Source organism: Streptomyces phyllanthi (assembly GCF_009377205.1).
Taxonomy (GTDB): Bacteria; Actinomycetota; Actinomycetes; order Streptomycetales; family Streptomycetaceae; genus Streptomyces; species Streptomyces phyllanthi.
In genome coordinates this window covers 11973-27086 of sequence record NZ_VJZE01000087.1, presented here as the reverse complement: position 1 = coordinate 27086, position 15114 = coordinate 11973, and the positions used below count along the sequence as shown (strand labels likewise).

Sequence of the window (15114 nt, the reverse complement as noted above, 5' to 3'; positions counted from 1 at the left end):
GGCCACGCGGTCGCTGCTCAGCGCCTCCGGGGACCGGCCGACGGCCATCGTGTACGACAACGACATCATGGCGGTGGCCGGGCTTTCGGTGGCCGCGGAGATGGGTTTGAGCGTGCCCGGTGACGTCTCGCTGCTGGCCTGGGACGACTCCCAGTTGTGCCGGCTGACTCATCCGACCCTGTCCGCCATGAGTCATGACGTGCACGGGTTCGGGGCGGAGGTGGCTCGGACGTTGTTCGGGGTGATCACGGGTGAGGGGCCGGGATCGCATCCTGTGCCTACTCCTGTGCTCACGCCTCGGGGGTCCACGGCGCCGCCGTCCCGGTGAGCGCCGTATCGTGCGTGCGGGTTCGTCGTGGCTGGTCGCTCCCCCAGGTTCCCGGCCTCGCCCGAACAGGACCCCATCGCGGCCGAGCCGCTGTCGACGCGGCCCCGCGCCCCTTCAGGCGGGTGCGGGCACCCTGGCGTATGAATATTTCCGTGTGACCTTCGCCGCTCCCGGCCGCTGGACTGGGCAGCATGGTTACCCACAAGTAGCATGGGTCCTGAGCGCGCGCTCAGCCGTGCGCGACGCAGCAGTGCTATCCCGCACCCTGGAGGAGAGCCATCGTGCCTCGTACCGTCAGGGACGTCGTCTTCGTCGACGGCGTCCGTACCCCGTTCGGCAAGGCGGGCCCGAAGGGCGTCTACCACGAGACCCGCGCCGACGACCTCGTCGTGAAGGCGATCCGGGAGCTGCTGCGCCGCAACCCCGGTCTCGACCCGAAGAAGATCGACGAGGTCGCCATCGCCGCGACCACGCAGATCGGCGACCAGGGCCTGACCATCGGCCGCACCGCCGGAATCCTCGCCGGTCTCCCCCAGTCGGTCCCCGGCTACTCCATCGACCGCATGTGCGCCGGCGCGCTGACCGCCGTCACCACCACGGCCGGCTCCATCGCCTTCGGCGCCTACGACGCCGTCATCGCGGGCGGTGTCGAGCACATGGGCCGCCACCCGATGGGTGAGGCCGTGGACCCGAACCCGCGGTTCGTCAGCGAGAAGCTGGTCGACGAGTCGGCGCTGTTCATGGGCATGACCGCCGAGAACCTGCACGACCGCTACCCGCACCTCACGAAGCTGCGCGCCGACGAGTACGCCGTGCGCTCGCAGGAGAAGGCCGCCAAGGCGTACGCCAACGGCAGGATCCAGGCCGACCTGGTGCCGATCTCGGCCCGTCGTACGAACCCCGAGGTCGGCGAGACCGGCTGGGGTCTGGTCACCGCCGACGAGCCGATGCGTCCGGGCACCACCCTGGAGAACCTGGCGAACCTCAAGACGCCGTTCCGTGTGCACGGGCGGGTCACCGCCGGTAACTCGGCGGGTCTGAACGACGGCGCCACCGCCTCGATCATCGCGTCCGAGGACTTCGCCCGCGAGAACGACCTGCCGGTGAAGATGCGCCTCGTCTCGTACGCCTTCGCGGGCGTCGAGCCCGAGGTCATGGGGTACGGCCCGATCCCGGCGACCGAGAAGGCCCTCGCCAAGGCCGGTCTGTCGATCGAGGACATCAACCTGTTCGAGATCAACGAGGCCTTCGCCGTGCAGGTCCTGGCCTTCCTGGACCACTACGGCATCGCGGACGACGACGAGCGCGTCAACCAGTACGGCGGCGCGATCGCCTTCGGTCACCCGCTGGCCTCCTCCGGCGTCCGGCTGATGACGCAGCTGGCCCGCCAGTTCGAGGAGCAGCCGCAGGTCCGCTACGGCCTGACCACCATGTGCGTCGGCTTCGGCATGGGCGCGACGGTCATCTGGGAGAACCCGAACTGGGAGGGCAAGTGAGCACCACCGCTGAGCTGCTGAAGGGTGCGGCCGAGCTGTTCCCGGACGAGGTCGTCACCCAGGCGCACGTACGCCACCTGGACCTGCCGGCCGGCGCGGGGCGTTTCGCCCTGATCACGCTGGACAACGGCCTGGACCACACCAAGCCGACCACCTTCGGCCCGGCCTCGCTCGCGAACCTGAACACCGCGATCGACCAGGTCGAGAAGGAGGCCGCGGCAGGCGAGATCGTCGGTGCCGGTATCACCGGCAAGCCGTTCATCTTCGCCGTCGGCGCCGACCTCAAGGGTGTCGAGCTGCTGAAGGAGCACGAGCACGCGCTCGCCATCGGCAAGGGCGGCCACGAGGTCTTCAAGCGCCTCGCCGGGCTCGCCGTGCCGACCTTCGCGTACTACAACGGCGCCGCGATGGGCGGCGGTGTCGAGGTCGGTCTGCACTGCTCGTACCGGACCGTCTCCCGGGCGATCCCGGCCTTCTCGCTCCCCGAGGTCTTCCTGGGTCTGGTCCCGGGCTGGGGCGGGTGCGCCCTGCTGCCGAACCTGATCGGCGCGGACAAGGCCGTCTCGGTGATCATCGAGAACTCCCTCAACCAGAACAAGCAGCTCAAGGGGCAGCAGGTCTACGACCTGGGCATCGCCGACGCCGTCTTCGAGGGCGCCGACTTCCTGGAGCAGTCGCTGATCTGGACGGCGTCCGTCCTCAAGGGCGAGATCGTCGTCGACCGCCCGGTCATCGACCGCGGTGAGGGCTGGGACCAGGCCGTCGCCAAGGGCCGCTTCATCGCCGACAGCAAGGTGCACGGGGCCGCCCCGGCCGCGTACCGCGCGCTGGACATCATCGCCGCCGCCAAGAACGGCGACCTCCAGCAGGGGTACGACGCCGAGGACGTCGCCCTCGCCGACCTGATCATGGGCGGTGAGCTGCGCGCGGGGATCTACGCGTTCAACCTGGTGCAGAAGCGCGGCAAGCGCCCGGCGGGCGCCCCGGACAAGAACCTGGCGCGTCCGGTCACCAAGGTCGGTGTCGTCGGTGCCGGTCTGATGGCCTCGCAGCTGGCTCTGCTGTTCCTGCGCCGCCTGGAGGTGCCGGTCGTGCTGACCGACATCGACCAGGAGCGCGTCGACAAGGGTGTGGGCTACGTCCACGCCGAGATCGACAAGCTGCTGCTCAAGGGCCGGGTCAACCAGGACAAGGCCAACCGTCTCAAGGCGCTGGTGACCGGTGTCCTGGACAAGGCGGAGGGCTTCGCGGACGCGGACTTCATCATCGAGGCCGTGTTCGAGGAGATCGGTGTCAAGCAGCAGGTGTTCGCCGAGGTCGAGGCGGTCGCCCCGGCGCACGCGGTCCTCGCCACCAACACCTCCTCGCTGTCGGTGTCGGAGATGGCGTCGAAGCTCCAGCACCCCGAGCGGGTCGTGGGCTTCCACTTCTTCAACCCGGTCGCGGTCCTTCCGCTGCTGGAGATCGTCCGCGGTGAGAAGACGGACGACGCCTCGCTGGCCACGGCGTTCGCCGTCGCCAAGAAGCTGAAGAAGACGGCGGTTCTGGTGAAGGACGCCCCGGCGTTCGTCGTGAACCGCATCCTCACCCGCTTCATGGGCGAGATCCAGAACGTGATCGACGAGGGCACGCCGGTCGAGGTCGCCGAGAAGGCGGTCGAGCCGCTGGGTCTGCCGATGTCCCCGCTGGTCCTGCTGGAGCTGGTCGGTCCCGCGATCGGTCTGCACGTGTCCGAGACGCTCAACGGCGCCTTCCCGGACCGCTTCAAGGTCTCCCCGAACCTCAAGGCGGTCGTCGAGGCGGGCAAGCGCGGCTTCTACGTGTACGACAGCGGCAAGCCCGAGCTGGACCCCGAGGTCGCCGCGCTGCTGAAGCAGGGCGACTCCGTCCTGACCGAGGAGCAGGTGCGAGCCCGGGTGCTCGACGCGGTGGCGCGGGAGATCGGGCTCATGCTCGACGAGGGCGTCGTCGCCGAGGCCCAGGACATCGACCTGTGCCTGATCACGGGCGCCGGCTGGCCCTTCCACCTGGGCGGCATCACGCCGTACCTGGACCGCGAGGGCGTCAGCGAGCGGGTGAACGGCAAGGCGTTCCTGGAGCCCGGGGTCGCTTCGGTTCCGGCGTGACGTTCGTGCGCGCGTGAGGGCCCCCGCCTCGGCGGGGGCCCTCTGCCGTGTGTGTCAGGGGACCAGGTCCGCCTCGGCGCGCTGGTGCCAGAAGTTGAGGCGGTAGGCATCGTGGACGGTGGCGTCCGCGTACTTCAGCAGCGCCTCGTCGTTGCCCTGGAGACCTCGGACGGTGTACGGGTGGCTGCCCGTGAAGACGATCTTCTGGTTGGCCGCCCCGTTGTAGGTTCCCTCGACCAGCAGGTACTTGCTGTGGGTGGCCGTGGCGTCGGTGTCGTCGTCCAGTTCGTGGAGCACGATGCCGCCGTACGCGGTCGGCCTCTTGAGCTGCTCCACCACAGCGCCTGACGACATCTCGTCCAGATACCGGTACACGATGTCGACGTAGCAGCCCGCGTTGTCCAGCTCCCAGAGTTTCTTCGCCACTTCGACGCGGGTGATCTGGTGCATGGCGAGCCGGATCACGGTACGGCCGTCGCTGGTGCCGTAACCGGAGGAATTGCCGTGGCAGACGGCGTTGTCCCCGACGGGGTTGTCCACCGTGTTGAGGATGTTGACGACCGGGTCGGTCGTGGCGCGGGGGAAGAGGTACAGCTTGGCCGCACCGGCCTGGGTGTCGACGGGGTGGTCGAGGACCTGCGGGATCTGTCCGGTCCCCGCGGCCAACAGGTCGTCGAAGTAATCGGAGTAGGCCCCGTACAGCGTGGTGTTGCCCGCGACGATCATGGCGTCGTTCCAGGCGGTCTGCAGGTCCCACGCGGTGAGGTTGGACGATGACTGCACGACCACGTTCCGTACAGGGGTGCCACCGGTCGCGCTGCCCGTGGTCTCGCTGAAGAGGAAGAACTTGTTGTGGTTGACGGTGGTGTACGCGTCGTCGGGGTTCGGGTCCTGGGCCAGGCAGGCCTGGTTCTCCTCGCAGGTGAGCAGCCAGGAGCCGGCCGAGATGTCGGTCCCGAGGGCTGCCGTCAAGGCGTCGTGGGCGGGATTTGACTGCTGGTTCGTGAGCCGGCTCTCCGAGTCGACGATGACCTGCACCGAGACACCCCGGTTCGCGGCCTTCTCCAGCTCTCCGGCCAGCCACACCGAGCGGAAGACGTACATCGACAGCCTGATCTCCGAACCGGCGGTGGCCCCTTGGACCAGCCTGCCGATCTTCGTGAGGATCGCGTTCTCGGCGGTGGTGTCACCGGTCGGGTCGTTGAAGACCGGGCCCGTCTCCACGGGCGGTGGGTCCTCGGCCCTCGCGGTCGACGGAACGGCCGCCGCCACCACCGCGGCCAGGACCGCCGACCACACTCGGATCCTCATACCTGGTCCCACTCTCTCTCCCCAAGGTTCGCCGACTCACGATGTCGCTCTGGGTGGCCTGTGCGGGGGACGCCCTCAGGCCGCGCCGACCCACCTCGTGGTCGCTGTGTCGCGCGGCTCGAGCGCGCCGACGGGCCGGGCCGGTCCCAGCTCCGCCGCGGGGGCCTTGCCGAGGGCCTCGATCGCCTCGTACACGCGCAGACAGTTCTCGTCGTCGCGGTGTCCGAAGAACTGGTCGACACGCTCCCGGTAGGGGCTCTCCACCGTGAAGCCACGGCGAACGGCCTGGATGATCTCGTCCACCGCGTCCTCGACCCTTCGGCACACCGGTCCGAAGCCGTGCTCGGCGAGGTTGAAGTATCCGCGCTTGTAGTGCCGTCCGTAGAAGTCCTCCTCGTCGAAGGGGACGTAGACGAGCGGGATGCCCATATAGGCCACGTCGAAGAAGACCGACGAGTAGTCGGTCACCATGAGGGAGCACTCCTTCATGGCCTGCTGCACGTTGCGGGTCGTCGGGTCGGCCACGTGGATGGCCGGCGAGTCGGTGCGGAAGTGGTGCAGGTACGGTCGGATCTCGTAGTGCGGGAAGAACTCGAGATCCACGCCGAAGTGCTCAAGGGCGGCGGTCAGTCTGCGGTCGGCCAGCAGCTCGCGGTAGAAGCGGAAGTACTCGGACTGCGTGAACGCCGTCTTGGCGGGCCCCGCCGCCTTCTTGTACGAGGCGGTGACGATCCACTGCCGCCAGGTCGGCATCAGCAGGATGCGCGGACGCTCGGTCTGTTCGCGGTGCAGTGCGTCGTAGCGGGGGAAGCCCGCCAGGACCGCCCGGTCGCCGTAGCCGGCCTCCAGCGCCATGAATTCGCGCTCCTGACGGCCGGCGGTGGCGATCATGTCGTAGGTGGTGATCCGCTGGTCGGCACCGACGGTGACATCGTTGTAGGTGACGCCGTGCTGCAGGAAGACCCGCTGGTACTTGAGGAGCTCACCGAAGCGGTGCAGGAACAGCACCTTCCGGTATCCCTCCGGCAGCAGGTAGGACTCCGAGTCGTACGAGCCGATCAGCTTGGTCGCGTGCAGCAGGTACATGCGGTGCTTGAACGAACCGAGTTTGAGCACCTGTCCGTAGCGGGCGACCTTCGCGTAGTCGGCGGAGTCCCCGTCGATGACGTAGTAGATCTTGCGGCGCTTGCGGTTTCTCCGCACCCACGTGAAGAAGTGGTACGAGTTGTCCTGCGCCGTGTCGGAGCGCTCGCCTATGAGCCAGATCTGGCGTCGGTTCAGGAAGAGGTAGGTGAGCCAGTACATGAGGCGCATCCGCCAACCCGGGTTGCGCTGCTTGAGGATGCGCAGCTCGCGCGCCGTGCGCCACAGCGTGAACTTCAGCCGTGCGCCGACCCCCCGGTTCACCAGGCGCAGGTGGAGGGCGTCCCGCGCGCCGATGGTCAGCAGGTAGCGGTGGGCGCCGACCCGGCCATGGCCCTTGAGGCGGTGCAGGGGCAGGCGCGCCTTCATCACGACGTTGCGTTCCCGGCCGCCGTCGAGGCGGTGGACGCGCAGCCGGAAGTCGCCCGGTCTGAAGCCGCCCTCGGCGAGGACGTCCGCCGGGATCTCCGCGTACCAGCCCGCGTAGAGGTCACGCTTGTTCCGGGCGTTCCACAGATCACGGCGGTAGACCTGGCGCAGCGGGACGGAGACCTTGTTGTCCTGGTTCTGGTAGACGAACTCCAGGCGGTTGAGCAGCGGTCCGCTGATGTCCATGCCCGGGAAGGACATGCAGCCCTCGACCACGAGGGTGTCGTCCCGGCTGCGCACGGACTCGACCACCACGTTGGGGTCCGCGACGCGGGCGGCCCTGGTCTCGACGGATCCCCCCGGGAACGTCCGGTAGAAGCCGACGTCGTCGATCTCCACGGCGAGCGGCGCGGCCTCCAGGGCGGGCGCCGGATCGCAGAACAGCTCGAAGTTCCCGCTCTTGGCCGCGTAGTGGTCGAGCTGCTGGGCGGCGTTGGTGGCGTACTCGAGGATCACGTCGTCGGGAACCTGCGCGTAGTGCCGGTGGATGTCGGGGAACATCTCGGCCAGCTGGGAGCGGTTCATGACACTGCGGGCGTTGCACAGGAAGCCCTTGTACGTGCGGACCGCGTACCGGTGGAACATGTGCCGGATCTCGTCCCGTTCCTCAGCGGCGTAGTGCAGGAGGAAGTGGTTCAGACGCAGGTGGTCCCGGTAGTTCGCGGGTTTGCTCCACAGCGAGTCCATGATGGACGAACCGTCGGGGCGGCCCCGGTAGTAGTAGACGGGGGCGTCGACCAGGCTGATGCCGTGGGCTCGCAGCATCGCGGGCAACGTCACCCATGCGTCTTCGAAGTGGACGCCCTCACCGAACCGCAGGCCGAGCCGGCGCAGCAGGTCGGTGCGGAACAGCTTGTTGCACGCCGACCCGGTGAAGATCAGGTCGGGAGCCTCCGCGAAGTCGTCGATGACGCGGTCGCCGTCGCCGAAGTACTTCTTCCAGGGACCGTAGGGACGGTCGGGGAAGTTCACGAGGTCGCCGATCACGACCTCGGTGTTGTCCCGGCGGGCGGCCTGGAGCATCAGGTACAGCGCGTCCGGGCCCAGGATGTCGTCGGAGTCGAGGAACGTGACATACGGGGCGGTGACGTGGGCGAGGCCGTTGTTGCGGGCGTTGCCCAGGCCACCGTTGCGCTGGTGGACGACGGTGACGTTGGCGTAGTAACGGGCGAAGTGGTCCAGCATCCGAGGCGTCTCGTCGGTGGCGCCGTCGTCCACGAGGATGACCTGGGTGGCGGCGAAGCCCCGCTGCGCGGCGATGGAGCCGAGGCAGTCGTCGAGGTACTTGGCAACGTTGTAGCAGGGCACGACGACGGCCAGCTCGAAGCGGTGGGTCAGGGAGCGGACGGGCGGGTGGATGTGGTCGCGCCACCACATCCACGGGGCGTCGGGGTCGTTCTGCTCCGACTCGAAGGTGCGCCAGCTCGATGCGGCGGACCGGAAGGCGAGGTTGCCGCTGACCGTGCGGTATCCCTCGAACTCCTCGTCGTCCCGGGTGAAGGTCAGGCCGTCCAGCTCGATGTCGCGCACGTTCAGGGCGGAGCGGGAGCGGCTGCGGTTCCACTCGACGATGACCGACACGTTCCACACGGTGCTCTCGGAGAGGTCGTCACCGAGCACCCGGGCCAGGTCGGCGCTGCCCGTGAACGCCACGAAGCGGTCGTTCACCGACACCTCGGGGACGGGCACGATCACGTCGCGCTTGGTGTGGCGGTTGCGCACCGCGAGCGACAGGCTGACCGAGTCCTCGGTGCTGATCCGCCCGAAGCGGTTGACGAGCTCACCGTCGTACGTCAGCGTCGTGCCGTCGACCTCCCAGCCGGTGAGCTGGGCGAAGAGCGGCACCTGGGACACCGGGGCCGCGGCGAGGCCCAGTTCGGTGACGTCCAGCATGCGGCGGGCGTCCGGCAGGTGCAGATGGTCCGCCGACCAGTAGACCCGGCCGTCCTCCTCCACCAGGTGGGAGGAGAAGACGCTCTTGCGCTGCGCGTAGTCCAGCGTCGTCAGGGCGGCCTCGGTCTCCTGGTACATCAGGAAGTACGCGCGCACGCGGTCGACGGGACCGCACAGTTCGAACGCCTCGTCGCTGATGGAGAACAGATAGGCACTGACGATCTCGGCGAAGCCCTGCTGGAAGACGGCGTCGCCCTCCGCGAGGGCCCTCATGTACAGGCGCAGGTCGTGGGCCAGGAACTTGGAGTCCTTACGGACCTTGAGGGACCACATACCCCGGTCGAGCAGGAACTGGTCCGTGGCGCGATGCACCGCTATACGGTCCCTGATGCTGCGCAGCTCGCCGGTGCGGCCGGTGATGGACGCGCCGTCCGTCTCCCACATCCAGCGGTAGACCGGATCGGTGATGATCGTGATGCTCTTGGCCTGGCAGCCCGCGACCGTGGAGAAGTAGGTGTCCTCGTAGAAGACCCCTTCGGGGAACCAGGCCCCCGCCGAGCGCAGGAACTCGACGCTGTAGAGCTTCGCCGCGGCGATGGGGTCGGACAGGAGCAGCGGGAACTCCTCCAGGCCCGCCACGGTGCGGCTCATCGCGTAGACCTCGGGGGCCCACGGCTCCGATTCGCCTGTGTCCCGGTTGACGCGCAGCGCCTTGCCCGCGGTGATGTCGCTGCCGCTCTCCAGGGCACTCGCGACCAGCATCTCGCAGGCACGGGGCGGCAGTTCGTCGTCCGCGTCCAGGAACATCACCCAGCGCCCGGACGCCTGGGCGATGCCCCAGTTGCGCGGGGCGCCGACGCCTCCGCTGTTGTGCTTCCGGCGGAGCACCCGTACCCGGGGGTTGCTGCCGGCGAAGTTGCCCACCACCTCGATGGTGCCGTCGGTCGACGCGTCGTCGACGACGATCACCTCGACCAGCTCGTAGGTCTGGTTCACGGCGGACTGCAGCGCCTTGCCGATGGTGGTCGCCGCGTTGTAGGAGGGGATCACCACCGACACCCAGTAGTTCTCGCCGTCCTGCACGTGTCTCATCTGTTGTTCTCCCCCACCCCAGGGGCCCCGTGCCGCTCGGTCGGCCGTGCCGTTCGGAGACGGGGGAACGGCACGGTGTCGACGTGCTGCCGGGGACCATGGGGAAATCCGGTCTGCTGCGGAAAGCCATGTGCGTGGGGGGTGGCGTTCGGCTGCGGGTACGGCTGGAAGCCGGGGTCCTCATCGGGCTCGGGGGCCCGGTACCGCTCATCGGCGAGCAGCGCGTCCGCGTCACGGCGGTGGCGGCCCCGGTGCAGGTGCGGCGCGATGGTCCCGACGGTGGGCGGGGCCGGGCTCAGCTCCTCCATGACGCGGGTGAAGTCCCGCGTGGAGAGCCAGAACTTGTACATGATCACAAGCTCGAACAGCATCAGGAGGGCCGCGGAGACCACGGTGGTCCACAGGATCTGCCCGATCAGCGGTCCCACGATGAAGACGAACATCTGGAACTCGATGCCGCTGATCAGATGGGGCCTGATGCGTGTGTGCAGCATCGCCCGGCGGACGCGCGTGTACCAGGGGAACTGACCACGGAACTGCTCGTGCAGGTCCACCACGTTGGCCGCGCCGGCCTCCTCGCGGAGTGCCTCCGCCGCCGCACCGGGGTTGTCGCGCAGCAGGTCCTCCATGAAGACGACCCCTTCGCGCCCGGCCTCCTCCGCGGCGTCCTGGGCGGCGCGCTCGGCCTCCTCCCGCTCCTTGGTCACCTTCTCGATCTTCGTGCGCATCGACATGCGCATCTTGTAGATCTGCAGGGCGTCGACGTAACGGAGCATGTCGAGGAAGACCACGACCAGGGCGGCGAGCAGGTAGAGCTCGTCGTCGGTGCGCAGGAACTGACCGCCCATCAGGGCGAGGGCGCAGAACAGCACGCGGATCCGGTCGAAGACGTAGTCCAGCCAGCCGCCGAAGACCGTTCCGTTGCCCTTGAGCCGGGCCAGCTTGCCGTCGATGCAGTCGAGGATGAAGCTCAGGTGGTACAGCAGCGCCCCGATGAGCAGGGACCGGGTGTCGCCCTTCAGGAAGAAGCCGGCTGACGCGAGGCCGATGAACAGGGCAGCCCAGGTGACCCGGTTGGGGGTGATGAAGCGGAAGCGCGCCAGGACGATCAGCATCCGGGTGGCGACGGGGTCGACGAGGAAGACCGTCCACCACGCGTCCCGCTTCTTGCAGGTCAGCTTCTGGACAGCCCGCAGGGACAGCTTGGTCATAACTCCTCAGCCACACAGGACAGACAGAACGCCCTGCGGTGGCCTCGTCGCGACCCAGGGGGCACCTCAGATCAACCCGACGTTTCACACGGACATCACATGAGAGGCCAGAACTTTAACAACAGACCACCAAGTATCGACATGCTCAACTCACGACTCGATCGCGACCTTAATCACAAGAGATCACGTACAACCATTTTCGATCCAAGGGTTTTCGCGCCGCTACGAGTCCCTTCGCACCTTTTGCCCCGGGGCCGTGTCAGCCCCCTGCGGACCGCCAGTCGCCGAGGGTCAGGCCGCTCCCCTGCTCACCGCGGTGCGCCACCAGCAGACGGCGCCCCGGCGCCCTCGTCGCCACGGTCAGCTGTCCGGTACGGCTCACGGCGGCGGCGGGAACTCCGTACGACGGTGCCCCGAGGTCCTGCCACCACACTCCCGCGCCGGGCCGCCCCTCGTGATAGGCCCCGAGAGCACAGGCCGCGCCGGGACCCGAACCGACCAGCAGCGAGTACGTCCAGCCGTCCATCTCGACCCCTCGGGCGGTGGCCAGCGGGCCGGAGCCCCCGACGTCCCCGAGGGGGCAGGGATTCTGGGCACCGGGCCGCCAGGCGGAGGGGGCGTTGGTCCGCAGGTCGCGGAAGTGGATGCTGCCCGGCTCGGGCGCCGGGGCCATGGTGCCGGGCCGAACGGCGAACGGCGGCGTACGGTCCTCCGTCCAGGCACCGCCCCGGTCCTGGTACCAGCGCACCACGGCGGCCGTGTCCCGGGCCCGGGCACAGACCTCGACACCTCCGTGCGGAGCGGTCACCGCGACGAGGTCGTCGGCGACCCGCGTGCCCCCCAGGTGCTGCCAGGGACTCCAGGTCCCGTCCACCGACTGGCAGCGGTAGCTGATGCTGTGCCCGAAGTTCCGTACGAAGACGAAGAGGTTGCCGGCGGCGTCGAACGCGGCTGCCGGGAACCCTGCTTCGCGCCCCTTGCGCCAGTCTCCGGCGTTCGGACCGCCGAGTGAGTTCCACGGCGTCAGCGGGCGCCCGGTGCGGTACTGCGCCGCGTGGACGACCTCGACGTCGACGCCTCCGTCGCCGCGCGGGGTCCTGCGCAGCCCGAACAGGTGGGGGAAGCCGTGCGGGTCACGCACGACGGTGAGTCCCGGCAGCAGACCGGGGCCCTCGATCAGCTCGGGACCACGCCAGGCTCCGCTCCCGGGAACGTCCTGGAACCAGCGGACGACGCCGGCGGCCGTCGGCAGGAAGGCGGTCAGCCGACCGTCGAAGCCTGCCACCAGCCAGTTCACGGGCGCGGGATGGCGCAGGCAGGACGCGGCTCCGAGCCGTACGTCCGCCTTCGCCCGGTAGCAGTCGACGTAGACGGGCTCCCCGGTCTCCAACTGGAGCGCACGCGCCGCGGCGAGCGCGTCCGCCGCCGCCTCGGCCCGCCCGGCCGGCTCGTCGTACCCCGGTGTTCCGCTCGCCTCGTCGAACGAGACGTGAGCGGGGTCGGGGTCCAGGGTGTGCAGCCGCTCGGGGTTGATCCCCCGGAGCTCGTCGAGCAGCGCCGTGACCGGGTCCCCGCTCTCCGCACGCAGTACGGCGGGACCGCCGAGAACCCGGCAGCCGCGCTCGGCCGCCTGGGCGAGAGCACGGTCGAGGGCGGCCCGGCCCTCCTTGCCGCCCGCCCGCAGACAGACGACGGCGATCTCGGTGCCGGGTGCCTCCAACGAGACGAGCGGTACCGCGTCCGCGGGTTCGGGAACGACCACGGCCACCACGTGCGGACTGTTCTCCGGCGGATCCACGACGGAGCCGCCGGCCCTTCGGTCAGCCTTGCGCGCCATGCCTCACACATCTCTTCACAGGGGCCACGACCACGCGGGTCATATCCGGTTCCAGGTACTGAGCGTCAGTCCCGGGCCGTCCTCCTGACGCGCCAGGGTGAGCGAGCCGTCCGCGGCGACGGCCAGGACGACCACCCGCCCCTGCCCGTCGAGCGCGAGGACGGGATCGCCGAGGCAGTCCGTGCCGGTGTCCGTCCACCACACGCCGCCCCTCTCGTCCTCCGCGACGCAGACACCGAGCATGACGCGTCCTTCGGCGCCGCGGTGGGCGAGGACGGTGCAGGCGTACCCGTCGAGGACGGTGTTCACGGCCGCGTGGCGCCCGTCACCGGGGTCCCCACCGAGCGGAATGGGCCACTCCCCCGCGCGCACGGCCACCATGCCACCGCGCACGTCGGTCATGTAGTACGTGACGCGGCCGGGGGAGGTCTCCACCCCGGCCGCGGATCCGGGGAGCGGGATCGTCCCGATGTCGGGTCCGCGCCGCAGGGCCGCACCCGGCTCCGGCTGATGCCAGGTCAGGGCAGCGGCCCGGGCCGGTGCGAGGAGCTCCACGTGCCCGGTGGACGTCGAGACCGCCGCCGGGGTGTCCACGGCGGCGGACACCTGGAGATCGTGCCAGGGCTCCCAGCGTCCCTGCGTGTCCTCGCGCCGCAGGGAGATCCGGCCCTCAGCCGTGGGGACGAAGACGTACAGGGTGCCGTCGGTGTTCACCGCGGCGGCCGGGGCTCCCATCAGCGCGGTGCGTTCGCGCCTGGCGTGCGGGTTGCCGATCGACCGCCACTCGCTCAGGGGCCGGCCCGCCTGGTACTGGATCGCGTAGACCACGTCGACGGTGAGCGCCCCGTCCTTCGCGGTCCGCACCCGACGGCCCAGCAGGTGCGCGTACCGGTTGCGGCCCTGAGCGACCGTGAGGTGCGACAGGCCCTTCGCCGGCAGGACGTCCGGTCCAACCCATCGCGGGTCACCGCTCCGGCTCTCGGTCCAGCGGAGCATGGCCTGGTCGACGTGGGCGTACACGATGAGCCGGCCGTCGTGTCCCAGCAGGAGCCACGGCCCCGAGAGCACGGCCGCCGGCCGCTCGGCGGAGCGTCGCGCTTCCTCACCGACCGGCTCCTGCCGTCGCCCGTTCGCACGTGCGGAGGTGGCCCGCATGGTCTGTCGTCGTCCTTCCCGGGGCGCCGGCCCGGGTTGCCCGGGGCCCTAACGCCGCATCGTAGGTTCGCGGCCCGGCCGTCAGCGCCGGGCCTCCGGATGCCGCGCACACCAGCCCGCCCACGCGGACGTCACCATCGCGCGTACGTCGTGCCGTGCCGACCAGCCCAGTTCCGTGCGGACGCGGTCCGCCGCGGCGACCACCCGGGCCGGGTCGCCGGGCCTGCGGGCCGTGGACACCGGTGCCGCGTCGGGACCGTAACCGGTCACCTCGCCGATCAGCTCGATCATCTCGCGCACGGAGACGCCCTCACCGCGGCCGATGTTGACCGTCAGATCACTGCCCGGCTCCCGGGCGACCAGGGCGCGCGCCGCGGCCAGATGGGCGGAGGCGATGTCCTCGACGTGGATGAAGTCCCGTACGCAGGTGCCGTCCTCGGTGTCGTAGTCGTCACCGAAGATCACCGGAGCGGCCCCCTGGGTGAGCTTCTCGAACACCATCGGGATCAGGTTGAACACCCCGGCGTCCGCGAGGTGTTCGGCGGCGGCGCCGGCGACGTTGAAGTAGCGCAGGGAGGCGGTCGTCATGCCGTGTGCCCGCCCGACGGCGCGTACAAGCCATTCTCCGGCGAGCTTGGTCTCGCCGTAGGGGTTGATCGGGGCGCAGGGCGTGATCTCCGTCACCAGCTCCACATCGGGCATCCCGTACACGGCGGCCGAGGAGGAGAAGAGGAAGTACCGCACGCCGGTCTCCGCGGCCGCTTCGAGGAGCGTCTGCAGGCCGTGGACGTTCTGGCGGTAGTAGTACAGCGGGCGTTCCACCGACTCCGCGACCTGCTTCTTGGCCGCCAGGTGGACGATGCCTTCGATGCGCAGGTCGGTGAGGGTGCGCCGGAGCAACTCGCCGTCCAGCGTGGATCCCTTCACGAAGGGCACTCCCTCGGGGATCCGGCCCGGGTCGCCGGTCGACAGGTCGTCGTACACTGCGACCTGCTCGCCCGCCTCCAGCATCGCGCGGACGACGTGCGCCCCGATGAACCCCGCCCCACCCGTGATCAACCATGTCATGTGCGCATACTAATTCTTTCGCTCA

Annotated in this window: 9 protein-coding genes; 3 read left to right on the top strand and 6 right to left on the bottom strand. The window is 69.4% G+C overall.

Translation table 11 applies throughout. The annotated features are described in order from the left end of the window. The 3 genes from FNH04_RS15390 to FNH04_RS15380 all read left to right on the top strand — a co-directional run. Positions 1-328, top strand: a 328-nt coding sequence (locus tag FNH04_RS15390; protein ID WP_194236689.1) for a substrate-binding domain-containing protein, incomplete at its 5' end; no start/stop codon positions are given. A gap of 281 nt (positions 329-609) precedes the next feature. Beyond that, positions 610-1824, top strand: a complete 1215-nt coding sequence (locus FNH04_RS15385) for a thiolase family protein (RefSeq protein WP_322723105.1) — start codon at positions 610-612, stop codon at positions 1822-1824. Next, a complete protein-coding gene (locus FNH04_RS15380; protein ID WP_322723104.1) occupies positions 1821-3950 on the top strand; it encodes a 3-hydroxyacyl-CoA dehydrogenase NAD-binding domain-containing protein in 2130 nt (709 codons plus the stop codon). The genes FNH04_RS15385 and FNH04_RS15380 overlap by 4 nt, the downstream gene beginning before the upstream one ends. 54 nt (positions 3951-4004) lie before the next feature. Here the strand turns inward: FNH04_RS15380 and FNH04_RS15375 are convergent, their stop codons facing one another. From FNH04_RS15375 to galE, 6 genes are all read right to left on the bottom strand, one after another. After that, positions 4005-5261 carry a phospholipase D-like domain-containing protein gene (locus FNH04_RS15375; RefSeq protein WP_152784506.1) on the bottom strand — a complete coding sequence of 419 codons (1257 nt, stop codon included), beginning with the start codon at positions 5259-5261 and terminating at the stop codon, positions 4005-4007. A gap of 75 nt (positions 5262-5336) precedes the next feature. Next, positions 5337-9818, bottom strand: coding sequence for a glycosyltransferase (locus tag FNH04_RS15370; RefSeq protein WP_152784504.1), 4482 nt, complete (start codon positions 9816-9818; stop codon positions 5337-5339). Continuing rightward, a complete protein-coding gene (locus FNH04_RS15365) occupies positions 9815-11029 on the bottom strand; it encodes a CDP-alcohol phosphatidyltransferase family protein (protein WP_152784502.1) in 1215 nt (404 codons plus the stop codon). The genes FNH04_RS15370 and FNH04_RS15365 overlap by 4 nt, the downstream gene beginning before the upstream one ends. 259 nt (positions 11030-11288) lie before the next feature. Beyond that, on the bottom strand, positions 11289-12866 hold the full coding sequence (locus FNH04_RS15360; protein WP_152784500.1) for a hypothetical protein: 1578 nt from the start codon (positions 12864-12866) through the stop codon (positions 11289-11291). Between the two features lie 39 nt (positions 12867-12905). Continuing rightward, complete coding sequence (locus tag FNH04_RS15355) at positions 12906-14021, bottom strand: hypothetical protein (RefSeq protein WP_152784498.1); 1116 nt, start codon at positions 14019-14021, stop codon at positions 12906-12908. Between the two features lie 81 nt (positions 14022-14102). Then, entirely contained in the window at positions 14103-15089 is a 987-nt protein-coding gene (galE, locus tag FNH04_RS15350) for a UDP-glucose 4-epimerase GalE (RefSeq protein ID WP_152784496.1), read from the bottom strand. Between the last annotated feature and the right edge of the window lie 25 nt (positions 15090-15114).

Coding starts and splice junctions, on each gene's coding strand:
- FNH04_RS15375 (WP_152784506.1), bottom strand. CDS start 5,261: ATGAGGATCCGAGTGTGGTCGGCGGTCCTGGCCGCGGTGGTGGCGGCG.
- FNH04_RS15370 (WP_152784504.1), bottom strand. CDS start 9,818: ATGAGACACGTGCAGGACGGCGAGAACTACTGGGTGTCGGTGGTGATC.
- FNH04_RS15365 (WP_152784502.1), bottom strand. CDS start 11,029: ATGACCAAGCTGTCCCTGCGGGCTGTCCAGAAGCTGACCTGCAAGAAG.
- FNH04_RS15360 (WP_152784500.1), bottom strand. CDS start 12,866: ATGGCGCGCAAGGCTGACCGAAGGGCCGGCGGCTCCGTCGTGGATCCG.
- FNH04_RS15355 (WP_152784498.1), bottom strand. CDS start 14,021: ATGCGGGCCACCTCCGCACGTGCGAACGGGCGACGGCAGGAGCCGGTC.
- galE (WP_152784496.1), bottom strand. CDS start 15,089: ATGACATGGTTGATCACGGGTGGGGCGGGGTTCATCGGGGCGCACGTC.